Below are 24,885 nucleotides of genomic sequence, written 5' to 3' on the forward strand. Positions count from 1 at the left end.
GGAACCCAGTCCGTCCGGCGCCGCCGCGCCGGCCGGGCGTCCCAGCCTCAGCCGGCGGGTGCGCAGCGGCGAGTGAGGATGTCGAGTGCTTCACGCAGGCCACCGGGCCGTAGCATCCCCGGTGCGGCTGCTCGGCCGGCCCAGCCGGGACCGGCGAGCAGCACCAGCGGGTGGGTCCGGGCGCCCTTGATGCCGAACGCGGTCTCCGCCACGTGCCGGGCCAGGGCGTGACTTGCGGTGGAGCGGGACTGCGACCAGAGGACGACGGCCGAGGGGCCCAGGCGGCGTACCGCCGCGTCGAGCGCCTCGGCCGGTACAGCCGCTCCGAACATACGGGTCGGCAGCCCTCGTTCGGCGAGGCCGGCGGCCAGGGCCTCGAGCGAGAGGGTGTGCTGCTCGGAGGGGACGCAGGCCAGCAGGACCGGGGCCGCGTCCGCCACGCGCGGACGGGCGGAGCTGACCAACTGCCGCAGGGCCGTGGAGATGTGCCAGGACAACAGGTGCTCGACCTCGACGTAGCGGTCGTCCGAGGACTCCCACTTACGGCCGACGGCGTGGAGCGTAGGCGCCATCACCTCTTCCCAGGAGACGACGAGCCCGCGCTCGGCCACCAGATCACGCAGCAACGTGTCCATGGTGGGGCTGTCGAGTCGCACCGCCGCCCGGGCCAGTCCCCGGAACTCCTTGTGGACGACGCCGAGCGGCAGCCCGTTGCCCGAACCCGGAGCGTGCGTGGGCCCGGCGGCGTCGGGAACCGGGGGCGCGGGCTGCTGCCCAGCCCGGATTCGGGCCACGCGGGCGGCCTCGGCCGGTGGCACGCCGGACGTGGTGAGCCGACACATCTCCTCCAGCATGGCGACGTCAGCCGGTGACCAGCGTCGGTGTCGTCCGTCCTCGCGCGACGCCGGACCGATGCCGTACCGCCGGTCCCATGACCGCAGCGTGGTGGGGGAGACGCCCAGGCGCCGGGCCACGGCCCCCGTCGTGATGCCGTGCGTCGTCTCGGACATACCGCCCAGGATACGACGCACAAACAATGCGAAGGCGAAAAGTCGCGCTCACCCACATCCGGAACCCGGGTGCACGCCGAAGCTCTGTGAGAGAACGCTCAAGCCACAGCCGCGGCGCATGGCGCCCGGCTCCGTAGGAGGAGTAGGTCATGAACACCTCGCTCACCCGCCGCCGTGTTGTCGCCGCCTTCGCCGTCGTGGCCCTCCCACTCTCACTCGGTGTGATGGCCCCGCAGGCATCGGCCACGGACAGGGACGGGCCGTTCGGACCCGGCTGCGCCTCGGTGCCCAAGAACGGCGCCGGTAGTCTCGACGACATGGCCGACGACCCGGTCGCGACCGCCGCATCGAACAACCCGGCCCTGTCCACCCTCGCGTCGACCGTCAAGCAGGCCGGGCTGGTGGACACGCTCAACAGCGCCGAGAACATCACCGTCTTCGCACCGACCAACGACGCCTTCGCGAAGATCCCCAAGGCCGACCTGGACAAGCTCCCGGCCGACAGGGCCATGCTCACCAAGATCCTGACCTACCACGTGGCGGGCCAGGCGATCGACAAAGCCGACCTGGCCGACGGGTCGTTCAAGACCCTCGAGGGCGGCACACTCACCACCAGCGGATCCGGCGACGCCTACAAGATCAACGGCACAGCCTCGATCGTCTGCGGTGACGTGCCCACATCCAACGCGACCGTCCACATCATCGACACCGTACTGATGCCGAAGTAGACCACCCCGACGGACACCCCGACCCGCCCCTGTCCTCAGCGATCCAGAGAACCGCGCACCAGGCCGCCCACACGTTGACGTGCTGCTTCCAACAGCTCCGCCCCGGCCCAGCGCGGGGCCCGAACCCACGACCGTGCGTCCGGCGAAGCGTGGCGAACCAAGCCCACCTGGTACCAGGTGTCGGCAAACGACCGCATGATCAACCCCGACAATGAGCGGCGCATGGCCGAGAGAATGAGTCCGCGCAATACCGTCGAACTCGATGCCAGCCAGGCCTCACTGGCCTCCCAGCCCTGACCGGTGGCCGATCTCATTGACACCGCGGTGAGCGACATCGCCCGTTCGTAGCGCGTTCATGGCGACCGACGACGCTCCGCCAAGCACACCCAGGGCAGCGTCTGCGGCTGCTCGGTGCTCTGTTGGCCATAGTCGCAAGCCGGCTGGGTGACGCACAGATCGAGGACGTCGCCGAAGCGGTGCTCGCGTGGACGAGTGGGGTGCGCCACGGTGAGGTTCCAGTTGTGCACCGACCGCCCTCCTCCGACTGGGCGGGTCGCGCAGCACTGCGCGTACCACGCCCAGGACGGGGCCCGGCGACTGCGTCGAACACGGTGGAGAACGCGTCCTGGTCCCCGCGCGACCCGGCCCATGAGCTCCGCAGCTCAGGATGTGGGGCCGGGGCCCGGCACCGGCCACTCGTCCGTTCTCCCTCGACCGTCGGCCCTCCCACGCTCAGTCACGTACGCGAACCATTCGGAGCGGGGCGCCGGCGGATTGGTCCCCGTCGGCGCCCCCGCCCTCAGACGCGGGACGGGGCCGTGATGGCCGCCTCTTCCCGTACGGACAGACGGCTCAGCCGCCCCGGCCACCAGGCGATGGGGCCCAGGTCCCGGACGAGTGCGGGCACCAAGAGCGAGCGCACGACCAGGGTGTCGAGGAGAACACCGAAGGCGACGATGAACGCGATCTGGGCAAGGTACGCCAGAGGAATCACCCCGAGGGCGGCGAAGGTCGCGGCCAGCACCACTCCGGCCGAGGTGATGACGCCGCCCGTGGCGGTGAGTCCGATCAGAACCCCCTCGCGCACACCGTGCCGCAGCGACTCCTCCCTGACCCGTGACATCAGGAAGATGTTGTAGTCGACGCCGAGCGCGACGAGGAAGACGAATCCGTAGAGGGGTACGGACGCGTCCGTACCGGTGAAGCCGAAGAGGTGCTCGAACACGACCGAGGCGATGCCGAGGGTGGCAGCGAAGTTGAGTGCCACCGTGGCGACCAGCAGCAGCGGAAGTACCAGGGAGCGCAGTAGGGCCACGAGGATGAGCAGGATGAGCGCGAGGACCACCGGCACGATGAGCGTGCGGTCCCGCTCGGCGGTGCGCTGGGTGTCGTACTGCTGTGCCGTGTAGCCGCCGACCAGCGCGTTCGCATCCGGTATGGCGTGCACGGCGGTACGGATCCGGGCGATGGCTTCCTTGGCGGCATCGCTGTCGGCGGCGGCGCTCAGCGTGGCGTCGATCCGCACCCGGCCGTCGACGACGAGGGGCGAACCCGGCGCGGGCCGGCCCGCGGCGTCGACAGGCAAGGCGGAGTCGACCCTTTCGACCCGCGCGGCGGCCTCGGCTACTCCGGCGGCCGTCCGCGCATCGGCGATGATCACGGCGGGGTTGCCGGAGCCGCCGGGGAAGTGGCGTCCGAGAGTCTCCTGAGCGGCGACCGACGGCGTGTCGTTGACGAAGATCTCACCCAGCGGTACACCCCGGGAGTTCAGATGGGGAGCGAACGCGGCGCAGGCCAGCAGACCTGCCAGCGTGGTCGCCCACACCCCGCGCGGTGCCCGGTCCACCAGCGCGGCGATCCGGCGCCAGATGCCCTGGCCGCCGCCTTCCGAGCCATCGGCCTTTGGGCGGTCGGGCCAGTACGCGGCGCGGCCTGTCAGCACCAGCGCGGCCGGCAGGAAGGTCAGCGTGCTGAGCACGGCGCAGACGATGCCGATGGCTCCGACGGGGCCGAGCGCCCGGTTGTTCGCCAGATCACTCACGAGCAGGGCAATCAGGCCGAGCGCCACGGTAGCCGCGCTCGCGACGATCGGGCCGAGGGAGCGGCGCAACGCCGCCCGCATCGCGGTGTAGCGCTCGGCGCCGGGCGCTACACCGCTCCTCGCGGTAGCGGGCGGCCAGCAGCAGCGCGTAGTCGGTGGCGGCACCGATCACCAGGATGGAGAGGATGCCCTGCACCTGGCCGTCCACCCGTACGACGCCGGCGTCCGCGAGAACGTATACGACGGCGCAAGCCAGACCCAGGGCGAAGACGGCTCGCTTCACCCGCACCTTCTCCGGCATCCTGTGGGAGCGGCCGGACCGTAGAAAGCGCTGGGCACTGCGCCACCGAACTGAGACAGCCGTCCGTGAGGTCGCCGACGAACTCGCCTTCAGCGTCGCGGCCGGCATCGACGAAACCATCGTCCCCTATGACCTGGCCGCCACCATCCGGCACGCCATCCTCGACGAGTTCACCACCGGCCAGAAACTCGACCGCGACCTCGCAATCGGCGACCCCATGCCGTTCTACGGCATCACCATCGCCGTCGCCCGGATGCTGGACTGGCTCATCCGCCATCACCCCGAAGCCGCCCAGCACGCCATCGTGGAGACCATCGGCGACGGTGAACGACGCCTCGGCATTCCCCGCGACGTCAGTGCCCAATCCCTGCGCACCGCCCTGGCACTGGACGGAAAGCTCGAACGCGAGCAGCTTCACGCCTGCCTCGACCGCGTACTTCCTCCAGCCAAAAGTGGCTGATCGAGACTGCCGCTCGTTTGTCCGGCAGGGCGAGGTCGCCGCCGGGTGTGCTCATCTCGTGGCTTCCGGCGGGCTGGGATATCGCGCGCGACGCGTGTCCGGGCGGGGGCCCGGCCCGTTGCTGTTGCTGCCGCTACGCAGTTCCGCTGCTGTCCGGTCGCCTGCCCAGTGGCCTGTGCGCCGCTACCAGTCCCGGACGGTGGCGTGCATTTCCCATAGGAGGATTTCCGCGCCTGGGGGCTGTTCGGCGGTGATGCGCTGGCCGCCGGTCGCGGTGAGGCGCACTGCGTCGCCCTCCTGGAGTTCTCCTGTGCCCTCCAGGACGACGTTGCCTCTTGGCACGTACAGATGGAGGAAGGGAGCCTCGGGCAGCGTGAGCGAGCCGCCAGCCGGAAGCCGGGCCGCATGCAGCGCGGCGTACTTGTTCCGGATGCGGATGGCGGCGGTGTCGGAGTGCATGTCCATGCCGGAGGCGACGGTGGTCAGGCCACCGCGCAGGAGTTCGTCGTCGATCTCCAGTTGCTCGTATCCCGGGGGGATCCCGGCCTCGTCCGGTACGACCCACATCTGCACGAAGCGCACCGGGTCGGTATGCGTGCTCCCGCCCTCCAGGCGCCAGGAGTCGTTCTTCTCCGAGTGGAGAATTCCTGTCCCCGCACTCATCCTCTGAGCCAGGCCGGGGTAGATCAATCCGGAATGTCCGGTGGAGTCCTGGTGTACCAAAGACCCCTGCAGCACCCATGTGACGATTTCCATGTCCTGATGGGGATGGGTCTCGAAACCGGTCCCTGCTGTGACGATGTCGTCGTTGCTGACCAGGAGAAGACCGTGATGGGTATTTTGCGGGTCGTAGTGACGGGAAAAGGAGAAGGAATGTTTGGAATCGAGCCAGGACAGGTTGGTTTTGAATCGTTCCCGGCTGCGCCGCACATCGACGGTAGGCTGCACGGCTGAAGTCAACGCTGGCCTCCGTCAGCAGGAATGTGAGTGGTCACAGCTTGGCCCTCGAAAGGCTCGGAACGGGGATCTCAGGAACCTGGTCGGCGGAGGAGCGGACATGGAGCTGAGTGCAGTGCTGGTCGGCAACCTCGGTGCAGATCCCGGCCACTTGCTCGCAGAGAGGCTTCCCGAGGTCCGCCGCGGCCAAGGCCATGATCATCTTGTACTTGAGATCCTCCACTTTTCCTCCCATGCTGCTGGCTCATCAGAACGCTAAGTGAGCCCTCTGCGCTTCGCCAGCCGGACCATGGCCGGCATGCGGACGCGTCGGCCGGAAGGGTGCCTGGGGCGAAACGAGGGCGCCTGGGGCGTCAGGCACCCGGGCGCGACCGGAATCTGGCAGGGGTATCAGCGGCTGCCGTGGACGCCAGGGGGCATGCCGAGGGTGGCCAGGGTTCCTGAACACTGAGCCCTTTCCAACCTGATGCGCGAGCTCGGCAGTTGGGCTGACAACGTGGTGAAGCCCCTGGTAGATGGTCACTCCAACAGCTCACTCGCAGCGCCTGGTGCACGCGTGGCGGCAACGATGTTCTCGGGGGACCCATCCGAGAGTGAGAGGGCTCATGACATCACAGCGCCCGGCTCGAATACGCCACAAGCGCCTCCACGCCTCCGTCGCCCTGCTGGCTGCCGTCACCGTGGTCTCTGCATGCGGAGCCCCGACGGCTCGGCAGTCCACCACGGCCGGTGGTGCCGCTCCTGTTGCCGCACCGTACGTGCCTTGCGGGAACCCGTCGGTCAAGCTGGAGAAGATCAACCAGGACTTCCTGAACGAACTGGCCGCTGCCGGCGGGCCGCCGCTGTACAAGCTGTCCTACGAGGGGGCCCGCAAGGTACTGGACGACCTGCAGTCCAAGCCCGTGAACAAGCTTCCGGCCGACATCACCGAGCGCAATCTTCCCGTGGGCCCCGGCGGCTCGGTCTCCATCCGCATCGTCCGGCCCTCCGGGGTCAAGGGATCGCTGCCGGGCATCATCTACACCCATGGCGGAGGCTGGGTCCTGGGCAACGCGCACACCCACGACCGCCTGGTACGTGAGCTCGCCAACGGAGCGCGTGCCGCTGTCGTCTTCGTCAACTACACGCCGTCGCCCGAGGCCCGCTATCCCGTGGCCATCGAGCAGGCCCATGCCGCCGCAAAGTGGGTCGCCGAACACGGCAACGAGATCAATATTGACGGCTCCCGGCTGGCCATCGCGGGGGACTCGGCCGGCGGCGGCATGGCTGCCGCGGTGACTCTGCTGGCGAAGGAGCGCGGTGGACCGAAATTCGCCCACCAGGCTCTCTTCTACCCAGTGACCGACGCTGACTTCGACACCGGCTCGTACAAGCGATTCGCCGAGAACTGCTTCCTCACGCGTCCGGGGATGCAGTGGTTCTGGGATGCCTATACCCCCAATGCCGCGGACCGCAAGAAGTCCACCGCTGCTCCTCTGCGCGCGAGCGTCGAGGAACTGCGTGGCCTTCCGCCGGCGTTGGTGATCACGGACTCGGATGTCCTGCTGGACGAGGGCACGGCCTACGCCGAGAAGCTGCGTGCGGCGGGCGTCCCGGTGACCGCCACCCACTACGGAGAGGTCACCCACGACTTCATGATGCTCAACGCCCTGGCGAACACCAAGTCGGCCCGTGATGCTTTCGCACTGACGAACAGCACGCTGCGCGAAGCGCTCTACCCGGGGGACCAGAGCGCCGGCAAGTGACCCTCTGTGGCACCGCAGGGCCTGGTTGCGGCGGATTTCATCCGCCGCAACCAGGCCCTGCCCCGTGATGCTACGGCCGAGCTTCGCGATAACGGCTTCCGCCCCGGCAGCAGACTGGTACGTGGGTGTGCCGCCTCGCTGCTGTTCCCGCCCCGGTATCGCGTGCGTCCGCATACACTTACGGGCCGTCCCCGTTCACGGGAACAGCAAGGGCCACGGTGCCCCGCATGTCGAGCCAGACCGCGTCTCTGCCGCGGACCATGCGCAGCACCACGTGATCACATCCCTGGCAGCGTGCCACCAGGCCGGGAGGCGGGATTACGTCAGGCCCCTGGGGACCCGACCGATCTCTTACGCGGCAGATGTTTCCACGCGAGAAGTTCAGGCTTCAAACAACCGGGTCGTGGTGACGCTCACACCTGTCAGTGGTAGGTCATGGACATGACGCTCGCAGTCCTTAGGGTCAGGTGGACCGGGGACGGCCGCGAACGGGCCTCGGCCGTCAGCTACGACGAGGCCAGCGCGCAGCACCGCAAGAAGCTGCTCGAGGCAGAAGGTGGGAGCGACGTGAGAGTCATCCCCGTGAAGCCGGGCGAATAGACCCTGCTGGCAGCAGCCTTCCGGAGCGGCCTGGCGAAGTGCGCCAGGCCGCTTCTGCATGCCCGTTGGATCGAAACGAACCCCTAACCAGCGCAGCATTCCGCGCTGTCATCAGCGACAGACCGGTCAGAAAGCGAGCGCAAGGCTCGTGCGGACGGGGATCCCGGCTCCGCCGTCTGCAGGATGAGGGTCTGATCTGGGTCGCCGGGAACGGGGAGGGCCTCGAAGTCCAGCGTGATCTCGCCGACGCGGGGGTGGCGGTAGTTCTTGGTGCCATAGGCGTGCTCAACCACTTCGTGGTCACCCCACCAGCGGCGGAAGTTGTCGTCCTGGTCCGACAGCTCAGCAATCAGTTCGGTCAGCAGGGCGTCTTGTGGGTGGCGGCCTGCGTAGAGGTGGAGGGATGCCACGGCGTCGCGTCCGGCCGCCGCCCAGTCGGTGAAGAGTTCGCGGGCAGCTGGGTCGAGGAAGACGTAGCGCGCCACATTGCGCTCGCGACGTGGCATGGCATCAAAGTCTGTGTAGAGGGCGCGAGTCAGGGGATTGGCGGCCAAGACGTCCATGCGACAGCCGATGATCATTGCGGGGGTGTCGCGCAGGCTGTCCACCAGCCTGTGCAGTCCGGGTCGGACGCGCTGCGGAGGTGCGGGGCTGTCGGAGGTCCGGGCGGTAGGTCGCCTAGCGAGATCAAAGAGATGGGTGCGTTCGGCATCGTCCAGTCGCAGGGCCCGGGCCACGGCGTCCAGCACAGTGTCGGAAGCGTTGATGGGGCGGCCTCGCTCCAGGCGGGTGTAGTAGTCCGCACTCAGCCCGGCGAGCAGGGCAACCTCCTCGCGGCGCAGCCCCGGTACGCGACGGCCGGCTCCAGCTGTCAGACCCACCTGCTGCGGGGTCACTCGGGCCCGGCGGGAGCGCAGGAAACCGCTCAGCTCCGCCTTGTCGCCCGCCCCAGAAGACGCGCTGGCCATGACATCCAGCATAGGCGGGCCAGTACGACTCGTCGGCGCGAAAGGGGGTCTCGCAGGCCCTGGATCGACGGGTCCCGGTTCAAGGGGGTCACCTTGGGAGGGCCACGGGCGTCGGGGAGCCGGTTAGCTGGACGCACCGGCCAAAACGGACGTCGCAAGACCGTGCGGCGCCCGGGAGCGTTTCCCTCTGGCCGGACATGACAATCCATGGCAAGGAACCAGCGATGTCCACATCCCAGCCCGTCACTCCGCCGGTCGCCAGCACCGTCACCATCGGTTCCGACCTGGTTGTGAACCGGATCGGCTACGGCGCGATGCGCCTGACCGGAGACCATCAGTGGGGCGAGATCCCCGACCGTGCGGCCGGTATTGCGCTGCTCAGGCGCGCCGTCGAAACAGGTGTGACCTACATCGACACCGCCGACGCCTACGGCCCGCACACCAACGAGACCCTTATCCACGACGCCCTGCACTCCTACCCCGACAACCTCGTCATTGCGACCAAGGGCGGCTTCATCCGGGGCGGACCCGACTACGCGGATTTCGGGGCTGTCGGCAACCGGGAGTACCTGCGCCAGTCGGCCTACCTCAGCGCCCGGCGTCTTGGGGTCGAGCAGATCGGCCTGTACTACCTGCACAGCCCCCACGCGACCGACGTCCCCTTCGCCGACCAGGTCGCGACTCTCGCCGAACTGCGCGAGCAGGGGCTGATCCGGCACATCGGCCTGTCCAACGTCAGCCCGGAGCAATTCCGTGAGGCCACCAAGATCGTAGACATCGCCGCCGTCACCGCCCTCTACAACCTCGGCGACCGTACCGGGGCCGCTCTGCTCGCGGCCGCCGAGGAGACCGGCACGGTCTTCTCTCCCTGGTTTCCCACCAGCTTGCCGAAGTTCTCCACTGATGGGTCGGACAAGGCCACTGACGAGTCGCACTTCGGTGCCATCCTCGACCCCATACGTGACAAGCACGACGCCACGGTGCCCCAGATCGCACTCGCCTGGCTGCTGCACCGATCGCCGCTTATCCTCCCCATCCCTGGCACGACATCGCCGGCCCACTTGGACGAGAACCTCGCCGCCGCCGCGATCCGCCTCACGGACGAGGAAGTGAACGCTATTACCGGCCTCATTCCGGAAGGGCCGACCCGAACCGCGTAGTCGATGTGCACGGGGTAGGAAGCCTGCTGGCCGATCCCGCTACCTCGCCACTTCCGCCAACTGCCGCATCCCCTCACCCGAGGGTCACCGCATCGGGGTCCCTGGCCCCGATGCGGTCCAGCGAGCCACCCCTGCCAGCACACGATGCCAATCAGCGCTGGAGCCATACATGTTCCGCAGTTTGTGGTCAGGCACACACCGCCTGCCGCACGACACCACCGCACCCGCGACGGCCCGACGCATCACCCACACCCTCCTCGCTCGGTGGGGCTGGGAACCCGACAGCATCGACTCCGCCGTGCTGGTCGTCTCCGAACTCATCACCAACGCGGTTGAACACGCCAACCCGCCCCTGTCTTTGGACCTGCAACCTCATTCACCCACGATCGGCTCCCCGGACCTGCGTATCCAGGTCACCGACGGCGGCCCCGCCAGTGCACCCGGCCCATGGACCAGGAGCTGTGCCGCCGACGAACACGGCCGCGGAAAACTCCTCATCGCCCACCTCGCCACTCCCACAGAAGCGAGCAACTCCGTTCACAGCCAGGAGGTCACCATTCCCTCCAAGCAGGGGTGAATAGCGGAAGGCACGAGGCCCGTCTCAGTTTCCGTCTCCTTGCGAGGAGCGCACCGGCACCTGACGGTCCCGCGCGGCCACAAGTCCGGGGATCTGCGTCTGGACGCCTGGCTCGGCCGACAACGCGCAGCCCACCGCGAACATCGCTTCTCCGACGAGCCGACGGCCTCTGATCACTTCATGGCGTCGCCTGCTGGAAGCCGCGCGTGCCAAGGCCGGCAGCACGGCGATGGACATCCCGGATGCCTCGTCGCTTCACCAGCGATGAGCAGTCAGCCAAGGCGCTTGACCGGCGTTGATGTCAAGGGCTGCGTGCCTGGGCATCGTGACCGACGCCGTGCACCATGCCGTGGACCTCGCCCGCGCCCCAGTCCTCGCCATGCTCGAGGACCGGGCCGGGCCGTTCGCGGACGCCGGCCCGTGGGCGGCCTGGCGTTGGACCCAGTCTGGCCGCCGCCGCGCCTGTATCGGCGGACTGCGGCGCCGTTGGGCTGAAGCAGCCGCCCTCCCGGCTGTTCGAGCAGGTCAGGCAGGTGAGGGGCCGGGTGCGGGAACCTGCGTCCAAGGTGTTGCTGGCGCCGGGGTGTTCGCGGTCCGGCCGGAGTGAGACCGTGAGGCGCATGCTTCCGACATATTCCCGGCACGCCTCTATCGGACTGAATGGACGAGGCGCATTCTGGACCCACCCCGTCCGAGGTCGCTGCGGCTCCTGGGCGTGGGACACGCCGTCCCTCCCGGCCCTCCCCACGGGAGGGCCGACGCTTGCCCACCACCATCCGGAGTCGTTACCGCGGCGAGACTTCCACGCATACCTTCCCCAAGTGACCGCGGGGGGTGTGCGTGTCCGGCTCAGTCGTGATCGAGGTGTGGGCAGGTGGGGATCGCGAATTCTCCGTCTTCTGGACGTCCGTTGATGTTCGCGTGAATCGTGACGCTGAAGCCCTCGCCGGGTACAGGGCGAGGGGTTGAGGCACTGGAGAGCCAGAGACCGCAGATCCCGTCGGCGGCTCGCTCCGCTGCTGCCTGAGTGTCCGCCGTGATCTCGATCCTGATCAGGTCCTGTGACTCACCATTGCTCACGGTCTCCCAACGCCGCGGACTGCTTCGAGGTATCGCAACGTCCGGCGTCGCTGATCCCTGCCTGATGGACGGTATGCATTCGCCGCCCTATCACTGTGGGCCGACAAGGCCGGGGGAGTAGCCGGAACGGCGGTGCCTGGTCTCGCGGCACAGCATGAAACTGGGCGCTGTGTGGCTGGCTGGCGGCCTGCTCACGTTGTTCCGGGAGGCCGTCATCGGCGGCGACCGCCTGACGCGGGAGCTGTTGGCAGATTCGTACGCCATCTACGTCGTCCATCGCCCGCTCGTGGTGACCCTGCAGTACGAGCTGGCGGAGCGCGGCCTGTCCGCGGCCGCCGCATGGAGCATCGTCTCCGGCACCGCCGTATCGATGGCCTTGCTGCTTGCCGCGGGGCTGCGCAGGATGCCGGGGTGCTGGCGGGTGCTGTGATGCTTCCGCTGCCGGTCGCTCAGTCGTCTTCGTCCTCCTTGTGCTTCCCTTGCTTGTTCCCCCTCTGCTCCCGCTCGGTTTCCTGCTCCGGACGGTCTGCGGTGCTGGTCGGCAGCGATACGGTGGATGAAGGGTCGGGTGTGTCGGACGGGGAGTCGGTCGGCTCCTGAGTCGTCGTGGGGCTCGTGGTGCCGGGCGTGTCGGTTTTCGGGGCCTCTGCCGAACTGCGGCCCGGCGAGAACCACAGCATCCCGGCGAGCATCGCGGCCAGGAAGGTCACCGCCCCGGCGGCCACGCCTGCGACCTTCGGCCGGTGCGCCACGAGTCCGCGGATCCCTGGCCCGACCCGGCGCCGAGGCGCACGTGACCGACGCGTGTGCCCGGCGGAGGAGGGCAAGGCGTAGGTGGTCGCGGGGCCGGACTCAGTAGCGTGCGGCAGCCGTCCGGAGTGGGCGCCGTGGCCTGGTGATGGCGCGGATGCGGTCCCCGTCGCAGGGGCAGGGGCAGGGGCAGGTAGCGGCTCGGGTCGGCCCTGCCAGGCGCCGGTGGCGAACCAGTCAGCGACCTGCTGCGCGGTGGGCCGGCCCTCGGGCTGCTTGGCGAGGAGAGCCAGGAGGTAGTTCTCGAAGGCGGCCGGGATGTCCGCGCCCAGCTGCCGGGGCGGCACGGGGGAGGCGTCCAGGTGCTGGTGGAGGATCGCGACAGCGGTGTCGGCCTGGAACGGCGGGCGGCCGGTGAGGAGCTGGTAGAGCACACAGCCCAGGGCGTACACGTCGCAGGCCGGACCGGCGGGCCGGCCGAGGGCACGCTCGGGGGCGAGGTAGAGGCTCGTGCCGACGATCTGTCCCGTCCTGGTGAGGGCGGCGGCTGGATCGTCGACGAAACGGGCGATGCCGAAATCACCGATCTTGAGCGTGCCGTCGGCGTCCAGAAGGAGGTTGGCGGGCTTGATGTCGCGGTGCACGACGCCTTGCTGGTGGGCGGCGGCGAGCCCGGCGGCGGCCTGCGCGGCGATCCGCGCCACCTGCTCGGCGGGCAACGGGCCGGCGGTGGTGAGGTGGCGGGCGAGGCTGTCGCCCTCGACCAGCTCCATCACCAGGAAGAGACGGTCCTCGTGCTCGCCGAAGTCGAAGACGCCCACCACATGAGGGTGGCTGAGTCTCCCCGCGGTTTGTGCCTCCAGGCGGAAACGTGAGGCGGCCGTCGGGTCCGTGTCCTGGGGGAGCAGGAGTTTGACGGCCACCGGTCTGCCGAGGGTCTCGTCGAAGGCTCGCCAGACCTCTCCCATCGCGCCGCGTCCGATCGGATCGTGCAGCCGGTACCGGCCCGCTATCAGCACCTGTGTTTCATCCTCATGCCGTGAGACGTCTCGACCGCCGCAGGCTGTCACTCACCACGTGGGCTCGGGTGACGGTGGGGGACCGCAGCCGCCCCAGCCTACCGGGCCGTGGCAGGAGGGACCTGGCGAGCCGCCGAGGGCGAACACAGGCCGGTGAGGTTGCGGTGGGGCGGAAGCTGAGGGTGGGCTCTCGGAGCCGGGCCTTGATGGAGGCGGGCTCTTGTCGAGTGGGTGGGCCGGGCACACCCAGGACGAGAATGCGGCGTCGACGCCTATGGATGGAGGCCGCGGTGGCCAAGGGCCGTTCCTCCAGATCGCTTCGGTGTTCTTCCTGTCTGCGCTTCGGACGTCGGCCCTGCGCTTCGTGGCAAGGGCAAACCAGCTGGTGGGGGAAGGGCGCGGGGCAGCTCGCTGTCTACCCGAGGCGGAACGTGCCAAGGTGGGTGTGCGCCGATGCCACCGCGTCACTCCAACGACTGCCACGTCGCTGAACCGGCGGCCGTGGCTCGCGAGTCGGATCGGACGCTGCCTAGGGCTGGCTGGAGCGCCGCTTCGATGACTTGGGTTTGGCGCTCGGCATGCCGTGGCCTTTCCCGGTCTTGTTCGCCTTCGTCGGCGACGAGGTGGCCGTGTCTGCTGAGCCCGTCAACTGGGCGCAGTAGGCCCCCACGTGCTGTTCGCCGCCCGCAGCCTGGACGAGACGCTGCCATGCCGTTGCGTCCAGGGCGTGGCCACGGTTCTTGGCCCTCTCGTAGGCGCGGCAGTGCGCCTCGACGTCCTTTGCCGTTCCGGGGTGTGGGGAGGGGGTGGTGGGTGCCGTGCTGGGCCCGGCGGAAGGCGAGCTCTGTTCGCGGGGCGTGTGTGCCAGCGGAGTGCTGTGGCTGGTGCCGGGATCGGGAATGTCGTGCTGCTGCGTGTCCACCATGCCGATGGAGGCGAAGGCGATGCCGCCCAGCAGGGCGCTCGTCACGAGGGCGACCGTTCCGCCGCGCGCCCAGCGGTGCTTCTGAGGCGTCGGGCGCCAGTCGTCGCGGCGCCGGGTTCTCAGGGTCCGATCGCGCGCCTTGCGCGCGCTTCGGAATGCGGCGATGGCGGACTGGGGGGTGGGGTGGCGTCGCGCCGGCGGGCCTCGCCGCTCAACCGCTCATCTCCGTTTCGCTCGGTGCTCATCTCGGTTCCCCCAGCGTCCGCGCGACACCATGTGTCACATCGTCAGGGCCGAGCAGACGGGCCAGACTCCTCAACCCGCGGCGGGTCAGAAGCCGTACGACCGGGCGGGGCCTGCCCATCACCCGGGCGGCTGCGTGTTCGTCCAGGCGTACGACGTGGCGGAGGAGGCCGCCTCGGCCTGGGCGCGGGTCAGCCGGGCGACCAGGGCCCGGGCCGTCTCGGCGGACAGCGTTGCTCGGGCAGGGTGTGGGCGATGTGGTCCACGGTCGGCGGCGTCCAGGGGCTTCCCGGAGAGCCGGGCGCTGCCCCGTGAAGCCGGAAGCGGCCCAGCGCGTGCTGCCGGGCAATACTCGCCGTCCAACCGCGGAATCCGTGCCCGTCGCCGCGAAACCGTGGTAGCACGCATGCGATCTCCCGCCAGGCAGCGGCGGCGATGTCCTCGGCGTCCTCACCCGCGATCCCGCGCAGGTAGCCGAGCAGACCCGGTTGGACCAGCCGGTACAGCACGACGAAGGCGGCCTCGTCACCGTCCTGGGCCCGAACGACCGCCGTGCTCAGCGCGGGATTGTCGGCCGACACGCGCTGAGCGTGCCCTCCTCGTCCCACGATCCGTCCCCCCACTGGCCAAACCAACGCCCCCGGAGCTTACGACAGGTCGCATCCGCGTCCCATCATGCGAGTGGGATGTTGTCCTTCGCCCCGCCCTGCTGCCAGTGACGCGTGCAGGGACAGACCCGTCACGGGGGGAAACGAGCCTGTCCCTGCGCGCCGGAGCCCGCGTACCTCCCCCTAGAGGGCGGGCCCTGTGACCCTCATTGCGGGTCACTTACTCCAGCGCGTTGTGCACTTGGAGTGTCACGGGCGTCGGCTGATGGTTGCGAGATCAACACTCTTGTGAAGAGGAGTACTTGTTGTCATCACGCGTCGGCCACGAACGATATGGCTGTCCAGCGAGAGAAACGCCGGGAGCACGCCGGCGCGCCGCAGGACACGCCCGCTGTGTCACCTGGGGCGGAAGCCCGGTCAGCCTCGACCTTCGGCGCCATCATCCGGGATCGCCCAGGAGGGGCGGGCGGGGGAGATCGCCCGGCGCGGCCGCTGGGCGGGGCCGGGGCGTGGGCGAGGAGCAGGGGCGGCGCCCGGTCGCGGCGGGCTCGGTGCGGGCACAGGGGTGAGATGCCCTGTGCCGGCGGTTGCCGAGCCGCGCGGTGGCGCGAAGTGGGCCACCTCGCGCGGGGACATGCCGAGCAGACGGCCGGCGTCGCCCTGGCTCAGGCACAGGGTGCCCACGAGCTCGTGGACGGCGGCGGCGATCGCCTGCTCTTCGGCGGCGACCGCGGCCGCCCGGCGGCGCCGCGCTTCCGACACCGAGCCGAGCACGGGCGCGAGTTCGGGCACCACCATGTCCAGGACGATAGCGTCCGGATGGGCCCCGACGGCTTCGGCGACGAGACCGCGCGCCAGGTCCTCCGCTTCCTCGAGGGTGCGGCATTGGGTGTGCAGGGCGAGGCGGGGGACGTCGACGGCCCACCACCGACCGATTCGGCGCAGCAGGACTTCATAGCGGGACCTCACGGGCTGCGCTCCTCTCCCTTCCACCGGCTAGGTCTTTTGCTCACGGGCTGAAGCACGCCTCGCGCGCTCTGTTCCCCTCCCGCGCACACGCCTTACGACGGCGGGAGCCGGGCGTCAGGGCGGCCGGCGTCGGTGAGGAGCCGGGATACCACCGTCGGCGCGAATCCTGCGTTCCCCGGCCGTACGACGTCGATGCCTGGCGCGATCCGCTCCCGGCGGCCACTCGTCACCTGAGCCGCACGTCCTGCTTGCCGAGCCGGGCACGGCCGGGTCCCGGCACGGTCAGCCGAGGCACACCGCGAGCAGGCAGACCTCGGTCGGCGACGTGGATGCCGGTGCGTGGCTCGCCTGGGACGAGCCCGAGTCCGTGCCACCGCTGGCTGCGGGCGCCGACGACTGCTGCTTCGCCGTACCGGTGCGGTCGGGGGCCGTAGCACCGGAGGACAGCGCGGTGCTCTGCGGCTGCGGGGCCGATGTCGCAGCCGGACGGGGAGGCACGGTGGCGTCCGGCCGGCCGATCTGCGGCGTCCTGCGGGGCGGGGCCGCAAGGGGCTGCTGTCGCGGGGCGCTGGTGGCCGGCGACTGCGCTTCGGGAGTGGTGTCCGACGACCGGTGAGTGGTGAGCGGTGTCGACGCCGGACGGGTGTGCTCAGGCACCTGCTCTTCCGCGACGGGCTGCCCGCGCGGCCCGCGATCGTGCCGGCCTCGTCACGCAGGGGGTCGTCGTGCCACCTGTCGCAGGCCGCGGACTCTCCGGCATACGTTGCACCAGGTCCGTCGCCGGTCATCGCCGAGGCGGCGCCCCCGGCCGGGCCGTCGCGGCCGTCGGCGGAAGGAGGAGCGATGTCCCGGGCGTAGGCGCCGCACCCGGGACACACCAGGGCGCCGTTGAGGTGCCGACGACACGAGGAGCAGTAGTCCATCTGCGGTCTTCCTGGGTTGACTGCGCCGTCGGCCCGCCTGGGCCACGGCCTGATCACGTTCGCCCGCGGGATCGAACGGCCAGCCACGCTAACCAGGCTTTCGAAAGGCTGTGTGCAGCCTGTGTGATGCTCCTGCACGGATTCTCCGGGCCTCGCGTATGTCGGGCGTAGCTGCACTTCCTCCGGCCCTCCCTCGCCCAGCCCGGGTGAAACCCTCGGATCGATCTGGACCGGTGCGCCGAGCACCGGTCCATGAGGTCGGCATAGTGGTGGGGGTCTCCGTACCGGCTTCGCTGGAGGAAACGCATGCTCGGCACCGACTTCAGCACCGGGTCACCCATCTGGATCGACCTCGGTAGCCCGGACAGGGACGCGGCCGCCGCCCTCTACGGCGCCGTCTTCGGGTGGCAGTACGTGTCCGCCGGGCCCGACGCGGGCGGGTAGGGGTTCCTCAAGAAGGACGGGAAGACCGTCGCCGCCCACGGACCGCTGACGCAGGGCGGGGCCACGTCGGCTTGGACGACGTACTTCCGCAGCGGCGACATCCAGGCCGCCCCCGTGGCGTGGCCGTCGGCGGAGGCACACTGCGCGTCGAACCCATGAACATGGGCGAGAGCGATGGCTCAGTTCGCCGTACTGCGGTCCAACAAGGGGTTGGAGAAGGCCTCCCGAGGTCAACACGGTGGTGGGGGTGGAGCTGCACGTCGGCGAGCCGGAGGCGGCGATCCGCTTCTGCGACGGGCTGTTCGGCTGGCGCTTCGAAGCGATGCCGCGCCCGGCATGACGTACCGGGTCCTCAGCATCAAGGAGGGCGACCAGCAGGAGGGGTCCTTCGGCGGCGTAGCCCCGCTTCAGGGTGGGCAGGAGATGGCGCGTTGGGTGCCCTACTTCGCGGTGGCCGATGCGGATGCTGTCGTCGCGGCGGTGCAGGGGAATGAGGGGTCGGTGCTCATGCCGGCCGCGGACGTGCCGGATGTCGGGCGCATCGCCTGGCTGGAAGACCCAAGCCATGCGGTCTTCGCCGTGCTTAAGCCGAACCGGCGTCAGGGCTGACGGACGCCCTGATCCCTCAGTGCCCTCCGCGTTCTCCTTTCCCCCTTCTTCTCCCACTCACCGTGCCCCTTCCTCTCGTCTTCGTCGTCGTGGTCCTCCGGCGGTTGGGACGACAAGGCGGGCGACGGCGTCGCCAACGGCACGCCGTAGACGGGTGCCGTACTGGTGGGCGCGGAGCCAGCGTGCGCGGTGCTTCCCGCTACGGGAGAGGATGGAGCGTCATTACAGCGGCCGTCGCCCGTGCTGAGTGTTGTTCGGTACAGCCGGCGACGGCCGACTATCCGTCAGCGAGCGCAGTGGCATCATCGGTTGCACCGCCCGCCGCCGGGTCGGCGCGAGGCCGCGCCCTACACTCCCTCCCGCGCTGGCGGCAACGCCGCTCGTGGCCCGGACCCTGAGGCATTCGGCGCTGTCCTCATGGCTCTGCTCCGGGGCGGACGCCGCCGAGGTCGCTCAGTGCCTGGCCTCAGAGTCGAGGTACTCCAGACCTGCTACCCCAAGTGTCATGACGACCGGCAGCCCCTCTACATCCAGCGAGTCGAATGCCTGTTGCGTTGGTGTGAACAGGCGTCCGAACCGGATCAGTAGCGTCCGGGCGGAAACGGTGACGACCCGCAACACCCCACCCCTACATCGGGAATGCTCTGATCACGTCTGTCACGCGCTTCACATAGCGCGGAGTCCGCTGAGGACGCATTCGAGCAGAGTGATGTCGGGCTCGCCGTCGCCGGATTGTGCACCGTGGGGCTGGTGGACGGCCACGAGTCCGGCCTCGGCCAGGTCCGCGACGAGAACCCGGGCGACACCAAGCGGAACCGGCAGCAGAGCGGAGATCTCCGCGACTGACTTGGCCTCCCGGCACAGCTGGCAGATCCGCCGATGCTCGGGCAACTGGCCGCTCAGCCGCCCGGGTTCCGTCGTAGTGTGTACCAACGCCTCGATAGCCAAGTCATACCGTGCCCGGTCCGGCCGCGGGTCATGGCATAGGGGCGCACCAACGGGCTGTGGCCACCGCCCGCCCGTATCCCGTGGCCAGGCTGCCCCTGTTCCCCGGAACGTTTACGCCGCCCGTCCCTGGAGGTCCGGGTTTCGGTGGGACTCCTGGTCACCGGCCCAGTCGTCGTGGCGCCGCGGCGGCATCAACGCGGCCCGACCGAGGTCTTGGACAAGGAGGACGCGGAGTGGACCGGCGTCCACGGCGCAGTCCCCGGCCGGCCGCGGGCAGCGCCAAGCCGAGTCGGCAGAGGCCGTCCGTGCCCGCTGTGGTTGCCGCAACGTCTTGTCATCGCATGCGGGGTTGTGCGGCGGATGAGGCTCACTGGAGGTCACTTTCTGTTTCTGATCTGGAGGTAGGGCCCTCCGGAGGGGCCCGCTCGGTGAACCGGGCACGGATCAGGCGGTGAAGTCCTGCTGCTGGCTCGGTGGCTCAGACTGGACTGCTTCCGGCCCGATCAGTGCTGCCACCTGGTGTAGCGCCTGCAGGGACGCGCGGTGGGCTTCTGCCAGAACGTCCCCGCATTCGCGTACCAGGCCGTCATCAATGGGCAGGTGATCGTCTTGGTCTGGGTTTCGTGTCACGGTGCCGGTCCTTTGCGCTGTGGCTGGGCCACCTGACACAGCCCTGGGGCGGTGTTGCTGCGCGGATCCCGAAGGGAGTCCCCGTGTTTGGCGCGCTGCTGCCGGCACGAGGGCTCAAGGGCGCTGCGACAGCGCCGAGTCAGTGCTCCGCTGCCCGCGTACGACGGTGCGGGCTGCTGTCTGTACCCGGACGGATAAGAAGTTGCGAAGGGACAGCGAAGCCGCTGGTCCCCCGACCCGGATGAGAGCCGAACTGGTTCATGGCCGGTTCAGCCGCGCAGCGATTCCGTGACCGATCAGCAAATACACCACGGCCGGCAGACCGTAATTGAGGATAATTCGCAGACCTTCTGTGTCCATCGTGAAAATGTCCTGTGACCACCAGGCCAGCCAGTCGGCCGTTCCGTGCACAAAAGCGACGAAGGTATTGGCTTGGTTGGCGTCCAGCAGATACAGCAGGACCCACAGGCCAAGGAAGCCGGCGGCGATGTCGGCGATCGTACAGACAGTCAGAGCTACCCGCCGTGCGGCGCCTTGGCTGTGGACGGGGCGGGGTGAGCCGCCTTCGTGCTGGTCATAGGTCTGGTATCCGGGCACCGGGTCATGACTGCTCACAAGAAATCCAATCTGACGCATTGCGTTCGGCAGGGAAAGCGCCCTCTCGGAGAAACGCGGGCCTTCTCGGGCGCACGGGCCGTTTGCCCGCTCCCTATATGTCTGCGCAACACCAGGGCCGCTGCGTTACACGTGCGTTACGATATCCTAATTATAAGTACCAAGTCCGGCACTTGCCCTGATGTTGTGCGCGTGCTCACTTCTGCGGATGGTCAAGAATCCTCCCGAACGTCACCCTCACCTGGCGAATGCCGATATCGACAAGCACCTCACCCACAGGCGGAGCGGGCAGCTTCCTCCTGCGGGGGCCCTTTTTCGGCTCCCTCATCGACCAGAGTGAAGATGCTGTCCCCGCGCTGCCGCCCGGACCAGCGCAGCTTGTGCCCCTCCGGCACGTGCCCGTGGTGCAGTGCGTCGTAGTAGCCCGCCCGCCACGGCCCCGTGTCCGCGGGCCCGGGTCGGGGACAGTGCGCTTGCCGGAAGCATTCCTCGATCGCCCATCGCGACCCGGCGATCCGCACCAGCTCCCGGGCGGTGGTCTCCAAAGGGGCGTAGGCGAAGTAGTAGGCGATCTCGTCGGGCTTGCGGATGCTGCGACGGGCCAGCGCCCACCGCATCCGGTGCGGGGCCTCGCCCTGGTAGTCGAACTCGGCAACGGCCGGCAGTCGCACCGCCGCCCAGTGGTAGACACGCGGTCCCTTCGCTCCGTCGCCGCACGAGATCTTCTGTCGAGGTACAACCTCACGTGGCCAGCCGCGTACAAGCTCATGTGTCCACCCCCCTGGTGGGCGGGCCGGGGCCGCCCGACTGCAGATGGTGCGGGTCGGCGACCGCCGTCAAGAGCGCCCTGCGGGCAGCACCATGCGCCGGGCCAGTTCGCCCTCGGTGGCGAACTGCCGCTCGTCCGGGATCTTCGCCGCGTGGCTGCGTTCGCGGCCCTCGGCCCAGGTCTTGGGCAGGTAGAGCTCGCGGTCGACCAGGGCCCGACCGCGGGTGGTGGCGTAGGCGGCAAAGACGCCGATCTGGCTGTTCTCGACGTGTGCGGCCGACATCTGCTTCGTGAGCCCGGCGCCGCACTGGTTCGCGTCGAGTTCGTGACGATACGGAGAGCATTCCGGAACCGAGGCCGGACATGCGCACGGGCCCCGGGACTGGGATATTCCGGGGCCCTGTCTCACCCCCGCCGCATGCGCAGGCGCGGGCGGGGCAAGCAATGCTCGTAACCGAGAATACCTTTAGGGGGCGTTCTCAATTGCCGGTGGCTTCAGATGCCGGTGGTCTGCACCGAGACGAGACCCGTGGCCGCGGAGACGGGCACGACGGACGCGATGGACTGGGCAGCCCCGACGACGTCACCGACGTTCACGGCAGCGCCGTAGCCGTTGACACCTGCGTGGGCGCTGGCGATACCGCCGGAAATGCCGTCCAGCTCGCTGTCGGAAATCTCGACGGTCTCAACAGAGGTGAAGCCGTTTCGCACTTTCTCTCCCTTTCCATGCTGGGGGATTCCTGAACTGACGCCGACCGAAGGCGCGTCAACGAGAAACAGGTCGGCACAACGGCCGCCTGACGCCCGGAGCGGGTATCCGCAATCACGACTCCCGCACCCCAGGATGAGATCACGCCAACAGGTCAACCGGCAACTCGCATTCCGGTTTTGAGGGTGAATACTTCTTCACGACAGCGCCAACTGGCGTGCACTTTTCCGCGCCCACAGGGGGGCGAATTATGTCACCTGGCATCCGAGGTGGGATGTCGCCACATGTCTGCTTCCTGGACGTATCCGGGTGCAGATGAACTGAGCCCGGATCCACCGGCTGATTTCGGGGCGGGCGTTTCGGGGTTGTGTGGGCCGTGTCGGGGTTGAGTCGCGGATTCGGGTGTGGGGTGGCCGCTGGTCTGCCCAGCTCTTCCACTCTTCCGCAGGTGTCGGGCCCTTTCGGGCAGGTCGGTCGGGGAGCGTCAGGAGCCTGGTAGCGCATGTGCGATGCTGAAGAGCTGGGTGAAGTCCGTGCGCCAGGGCGAGCGTTCGGGTAGGTGCAGGGTGAGGCGGCGGGCCGAGCAGGCCGGCCGGGCGGGCCGTCGGTGATCACGCTCGGTATCGTGCAAGGAGAGCGGGGAGTCGGTGAACGCGGCGTGGTAGCACCAGGTGTCGAACAGCGTGCCCTGTCCGGAGGGACGGTGCCAGTGCCCAGGCGGATGTCCACGTAGGCGACCTGGTCCGCGCCGGGCAGCAGCGGGGTATGACGGGCCAGTGCGGGCAGGAACCGGCGGCCCACGGCATGCAGTTGCTTCACATGCCCATGCGTGAAGGAACGCAGAAACGACCGCAGCGTGGACGGGGCCCGCACACCGGCAATCAGGACGGCCCATCGCGCCGTGCCGCAGGCGGTCCACGTCATCGATGCTGTCGGCGCCCACGACCATGCCACCCACCAGCGACATCACTTTCGCCGCGGGGAAGGCACCGGTGCCGTCCTTCGACGCGGGCAGCTTGATGAGCTCGTCGGCCAGAGCTGGCAGACCGCACCGCTCGGCCAACCGCACCACCGGCTCCAGGCCGCCGTACGCGATCAGGTTCGGGTCGTCGAACGCGGACGAGACCGCCGCTGCGGCATGGGAAGATTGCATCTCGGAAGTGCCTTGCCGATCGTGCCTGATGTGGTCCTCGCCTAGTACTCCAGCCGTAGGTCGTGATCTTGTTGGTGGGGGTCGGCTTGATTGGTCAGCCTGTCAGGTACGGTGCAAGCCATGGACGGCCGCGTGTACGTGCCCTGGTTCTCGGTCGGAGAGACCGATGAGGACGCGTTCGAGACGCTGGAAGGTGCAAGGCGCACGTTCGTGTCTGTACTGCGCGAGCGGGCTGTCACCTGGCCCTGCGAACCCGACGACACCCTCATCCTCCGCCCTGAGGAGACCGGATTCGCGCATCTGCTGGCCCTGCTCTACGCGGTGACGCCTGGAACCCATGACGTCTCCCATGTGTTCGGTGCGTTCTTCGACGGGCAGGGTGTGCTCGGTACCGAACTGCACGATCAGATGTACATTCCCCTCCAGGGGTCTGTGGTGGGAGTACACCGCGTCGCCGGTTCACCCGCCCGCTGCGCGGAACTGACTGCGGACTGGTTTGAGCGCATCCTGCGGGGCCAGGCTGGCAACTGGCCGCCCCGGGGTCGTGATCTTCACGTCTGATTCGCGGATCGTCTGCGGTAATGGCCAGCCTGGGCTCGGGCCTGGTGGCGGCGTCGCCAGGCGGACCGGCGGAGCCGGTGGGCTGCATCGCACATGGGCCGGACGACGAGCGTCGTGAACAGTCGCTGGATCTCGTTGCAGGTGAGCGGAATCAGCCCGTCCGGGGCGGGATGGCGGGCGTGTTCGTCGGCAGGGACGACGGCGAGGAAGGCGTGGGCGAGCATGGACAGAGTGACCCGGCGAGACCACGAGGGGAAGCGGCGGACCTGGTGTTCGTCCAGTCCGGCCAGGCCCTTTCCGGCCTGGAAGTCTCCTCCACCCGCCATCTTGAACCGGCGACGCGCACCAGCGTGGCCAGGGGTACCGGGGCGGGCGAGAAGCAGCGGTAGTAGGCGAGTTCTCCGGTGGTGCGGTTGCGGCGGATCAGCAGTCGGTGACTGCCGGGCCGGGGGTCGGCCAGGTCGATGACGGCCCAGTCGTAGAAGCGGTGCCCCTTGGCTCCCGCGCCTGCCGACAGCTTCTGCCAGGCACGCTTTGGCGCCTTCTGCGGCGAGCGTGTCGGCACGGAACTTGCCCGCCCTGGTGGTGACTTCGGCCGAGCAGGCCACCGCGAGGACGTAGCCCAGGCCGCGTTCATCCTGGCCGGCCGCTACTTCGAGGCACGCTCCAAGCGCAAGGCCGGCGCCGCACTGAGGGCGCTGATGGAGCTCGGCGCCAAGGAGGTCACCGTCCTGCGCGCCGGCCGTGAGGAGCACATCCCGACGAGCGCCCTGCAGGTGGGTCGACCGGTTCGTGGTGCGCCCGGGCGAGAAGATCGCCACCGACGGCACCGTCGTCGAGGGCGCGTCCGCCGTGGACGCCTCGATGCTGACCGGCGAGTCGGTGCCCGTCGAGGTCGTCGTCGGCGACGCCGTCACCGGCGCGACCCTCAACGTCGGCGGCCGCCTGGTCGTCGAGGCCACCCGGATCGGCGCAGATACGCAGCTGGCCCGGATGGCGAAGCTGGTCGAGGACGCGCAGAACGGCAAGGCCGCCGCCCAGCGCCTGGCCGACAAGATCTCCGCCGTGTTTGTACCCGTCGTCATCGCCCTGGCGCTCGGTACCCTCGGGTTCTGGCTCGGCAACGGCGCGGGGCTCACCGCTGCGTTCACCGCGGCCGTCGCCGTCTGTAAAGGATCACCTTCAGCGGTCGGCGGCGACGAGGACAACGAGCGCGGTAAGGAGGCCGCGAGAGTCATCGCCGTAGTGGCCGGCATTCCGAGGAATCTCCGCTCCTGAGGACGGTGCTGATGGGCGAGCCTGAGGGCCACCCACCCGCCTTGCGCGAGCACACCGGCGACGAATGCCAGCAGCAGTGGCATGAGGACGTTCGGGATGGGCAGC

The 24,885-nt window shown here is 69.0% G+C and carries 22 protein-coding genes and 7 pseudogenes; 11 read left to right on the forward strand and 18 right to left on the reverse strand.

Features of this window, described 5'->3' with window-relative positions:
* Positions 1-47 precede the first annotated feature (47 nt).
* Positions 48-1,010, reverse strand: a complete 963-nt coding sequence (locus OG766_RS35970) for a MerR family transcriptional regulator (RefSeq protein WP_266389691.1) — start codon at positions 1,008-1,010, stop codon at positions 48-50.
* A gap of 149 nt (positions 1,011-1,159) precedes the next feature.
* On the opposite strand from OG766_RS35970, the gene OG766_RS35975 reads away from it, so the two are divergent.
* A complete protein-coding gene (locus OG766_RS35975; protein WP_328727329.1) occupies positions 1,160-1,738 on the forward strand; it encodes a fasciclin domain-containing protein in 579 nt (192 codons plus the stop codon).
* A 799-nt stretch (positions 1,739-2,537) separates the two neighbouring features.
* On the opposite strand, the pseudogene OG766_RS35980 reads toward OG766_RS35975, so the two are convergent.
* Positions 2,538-4,053, reverse strand: a pseudogene (locus OG766_RS35980) (MMPL family transporter); the annotation flags it as partial.
* On the opposite strand from OG766_RS35980, the gene OG766_RS35985 reads away from it, so the two are divergent.
* Complete coding sequence (locus OG766_RS35985) at positions 3,965-4,540, forward strand: hypothetical protein (RefSeq protein ID WP_266389697.1); 576 nt, start codon at positions 3,965-3,967, stop codon at positions 4,538-4,540. The pseudogene OG766_RS35980 and the gene OG766_RS35985 sit on opposite strands and share 89 nt — an antisense overlap.
* A gap of 183 nt (positions 4,541-4,723) precedes the next feature.
* On the opposite strand, the gene OG766_RS35990 is transcribed toward OG766_RS35985, so the two are convergent.
* Together OG766_RS35990 and OG766_RS35995 are read right to left on the reverse strand one after the other, a co-directional pair.
* The gene (locus OG766_RS35990; RefSeq protein ID WP_266389699.1) at positions 4,724-5,500 is read right to left on the reverse strand and encodes a pirin family protein; all 777 of its coding nucleotides are present in this window, start codon (positions 5,498-5,500) and stop codon (positions 4,724-4,726) included.
* 31 nt (positions 5,501-5,531) lie between these two features.
* A complete protein-coding gene (locus OG766_RS35995; RefSeq protein WP_266389701.1) occupies positions 5,532-5,720 on the reverse strand; it encodes a hypothetical protein in 189 nt (62 codons plus the stop codon).
* Positions 5,721-6,102: 382 nt separating this feature from the next.
* Here OG766_RS35995 and OG766_RS36000 point away from each other — a divergent pair, with 382 nt between their 5' ends.
* Positions 6,103-7,242 (forward strand): alpha/beta hydrolase, encoded by a 1,140-nt coding sequence (locus OG766_RS36000; RefSeq protein ID WP_266389703.1) that lies wholly within the window; start codon positions 6,103-6,105, stop codon positions 7,240-7,242.
* A 178-nt stretch (positions 7,243-7,420) separates the two neighbouring features.
* On the opposite strand, the gene OG766_RS36005 is transcribed toward OG766_RS36000, so the two are convergent.
* Both OG766_RS36005 and OG766_RS36010 read right to left on the reverse strand, forming a co-directional pair.
* Complete coding sequence (locus tag OG766_RS36005; RefSeq protein ID WP_328727330.1) at positions 7,421-7,543, reverse strand: DUF6510 family protein; 123 nt, start codon at positions 7,541-7,543, stop codon at positions 7,421-7,423.
* A 382-nt stretch (positions 7,544-7,925) separates the two neighbouring features.
* Positions 7,926-8,810, reverse strand: coding sequence for a helix-turn-helix transcriptional regulator (locus OG766_RS36010; RefSeq protein WP_266389705.1), 885 nt, complete (start codon positions 8,808-8,810; stop codon positions 7,926-7,928).
* 224 nt (positions 8,811-9,034) lie between these two features.
* Here OG766_RS36010 and OG766_RS36015 point away from each other — a divergent pair, with 224 nt between their 5' ends.
* From OG766_RS36015 to OG766_RS36025, 3 genes are all read left to right on the forward strand, one after another.
* Positions 9,035-9,970 (forward strand): aldo/keto reductase, encoded by a 936-nt coding sequence (locus OG766_RS36015; RefSeq protein WP_328727331.1) that lies wholly within the window; start codon positions 9,035-9,037, stop codon positions 9,968-9,970.
* 169 nt (positions 9,971-10,139) lie between these two features.
* Entirely contained in the window at positions 10,140-10,547 is a 408-nt protein-coding gene (locus OG766_RS36020) for an ATP-binding protein (RefSeq protein WP_266389711.1), read from the forward strand.
* Between the two features lie 1,249 nt (positions 10,548-11,796).
* Positions 11,797-12,057 (forward strand): acyltransferase, encoded by a 261-nt coding sequence (locus OG766_RS36025; protein WP_266389713.1) that lies wholly within the window; start codon positions 11,797-11,799, stop codon positions 12,055-12,057.
* 19 nt (positions 12,058-12,076) lie between these two features.
* On the opposite strand, the gene OG766_RS36030 is transcribed toward OG766_RS36025, so the two are convergent.
* The 6 genes and pseudogenes from OG766_RS36030 to OG766_RS36835 form a co-directional block, all read right to left on the reverse strand.
* On the reverse strand, positions 12,077-13,396 hold the full coding sequence (locus tag OG766_RS36030; RefSeq protein WP_328727332.1) for a serine/threonine-protein kinase: 1,320 nt from the start codon (positions 13,394-13,396) through the stop codon (positions 12,077-12,079).
* Between the two features lie 529 nt (positions 13,397-13,925).
* The gene (locus OG766_RS36035) at positions 13,926-14,366 is read right to left on the reverse strand and encodes a hypothetical protein (RefSeq protein ID WP_328727333.1); all 441 of its coding nucleotides are present in this window, start codon (positions 14,364-14,366) and stop codon (positions 13,926-13,928) included.
* A 389-nt stretch (positions 14,367-14,755) separates the two neighbouring features.
* Positions 14,756-15,145, reverse strand: coding sequence for an RNA polymerase sigma factor (locus tag OG766_RS36830; RefSeq protein WP_423247152.1), 390 nt, complete (start codon positions 15,143-15,145; stop codon positions 14,756-14,758).
* Positions 15,146-15,589: 444 nt separating this feature from the next.
* On the reverse strand, positions 15,590-16,141 hold the full coding sequence (locus OG766_RS36045; protein WP_266389719.1) for a hypothetical protein: 552 nt from the start codon (positions 16,139-16,141) through the stop codon (positions 15,590-15,592).
* Positions 16,142-16,423: 282 nt separating this feature from the next.
* Positions 16,424-16,798: a hypothetical protein gene (locus tag OG766_RS36050; RefSeq protein ID WP_328727334.1), complete on the reverse strand. Its 375-nt coding sequence runs from the start codon at positions 16,796-16,798 to the stop codon at positions 16,424-16,426.
* A 26-nt stretch (positions 16,799-16,824) separates the two neighbouring features.
* Positions 16,825-17,064, reverse strand: a pseudogene (locus OG766_RS36835) (SCO2400 family protein); the annotation flags it as partial.
* A gap of 306 nt (positions 17,065-17,370) precedes the next feature.
* On the opposite strand from OG766_RS36835, the gene OG766_RS36055 reads away from it, so the two are divergent.
* Both OG766_RS36055 and OG766_RS36060 read left to right on the forward strand, forming a co-directional pair.
* Positions 17,371-17,508, forward strand: coding sequence for a hypothetical protein (locus tag OG766_RS36055; protein WP_266389725.1), 138 nt, complete (start codon positions 17,371-17,373; stop codon positions 17,506-17,508).
* 336 nt (positions 17,509-17,844) lie between these two features.
* On the forward strand, positions 17,845-18,117 hold the full coding sequence (locus OG766_RS36060; RefSeq protein WP_266389727.1) for a hypothetical protein: 273 nt from the start codon (positions 17,845-17,847) through the stop codon (positions 18,115-18,117).
* 666 nt (positions 18,118-18,783) lie between these two features.
* Here OG766_RS36060 and OG766_RS36065 read toward each other — a convergent pair.
* The 5 genes and pseudogenes from OG766_RS36065 to OG766_RS36085 form a co-directional block, all read right to left on the reverse strand.
* Positions 18,784-19,136: pseudogene (locus tag OG766_RS36065) on the reverse strand (DUF742 domain-containing protein); the annotation flags it as partial.
* 817 nt (positions 19,137-19,953) lie between these two features.
* Entirely contained in the window at positions 19,954-20,310 is a 357-nt protein-coding gene (locus OG766_RS36070; RefSeq protein ID WP_266389729.1) for a hypothetical protein, read from the reverse strand.
* Positions 20,311-20,786: 476 nt separating this feature from the next.
* Positions 20,787-21,014: pseudogene (locus tag OG766_RS36075) on the reverse strand (IS701 family transposase); the annotation flags it as partial.
* A 144-nt stretch (positions 21,015-21,158) separates the two neighbouring features.
* Positions 21,159-21,350: pseudogene (locus OG766_RS36080) on the reverse strand (transposase); the annotation flags it as partial.
* Positions 21,351-21,574: 224 nt separating this feature from the next.
* Complete coding sequence (locus tag OG766_RS36085) at positions 21,575-21,790, reverse strand: hypothetical protein (RefSeq protein ID WP_328727335.1); 216 nt, start codon at positions 21,788-21,790, stop codon at positions 21,575-21,577.
* Between the two features lie 827 nt (positions 21,791-22,617).
* Here OG766_RS36085 and OG766_RS36090 point away from each other — a divergent pair.
* Together OG766_RS36090 and OG766_RS36095 are read left to right on the forward strand one after the other, a co-directional pair.
* Positions 22,618-22,986 (forward strand): hypothetical protein, encoded by a 369-nt coding sequence (locus tag OG766_RS36090; RefSeq protein WP_266389736.1) that lies wholly within the window; start codon positions 22,618-22,620, stop codon positions 22,984-22,986.
* Between the two features lie 75 nt (positions 22,987-23,061).
* On the forward strand, positions 23,062-23,502 hold the full coding sequence (locus OG766_RS36095; protein WP_328727336.1) for a hypothetical protein: 441 nt from the start codon (positions 23,062-23,064) through the stop codon (positions 23,500-23,502).
* Here the strand turns inward: OG766_RS36095 and OG766_RS36100 are convergent.
* A pseudogene (locus tag OG766_RS36100) lies at positions 23,493-24,140 on the reverse strand (IS701 family transposase); the annotation flags it as partial. The gene OG766_RS36095 and the pseudogene OG766_RS36100 sit on opposite strands and share 10 nt — an antisense overlap.
* Between OG766_RS36100 and OG766_RS36105 the strand changes: the two are divergent.
* Positions 24,132-24,669: pseudogene (locus OG766_RS36105) on the forward strand (HAD-IC family P-type ATPase); the annotation flags it as partial. The pseudogenes OG766_RS36100 and OG766_RS36105 overlap by 9 nt on opposite strands.
* Positions 24,670-24,885: the final 216 nt, after the last annotated feature.

Origin of the sequence: Streptomyces sp. NBC_00259 (assembly GCF_036181745.1) — a bacterium.
Classification (GTDB): Bacteria; Actinomycetota; Actinomycetes; order Streptomycetales; family Streptomycetaceae; genus Streptomyces; species Streptomyces pratisoli.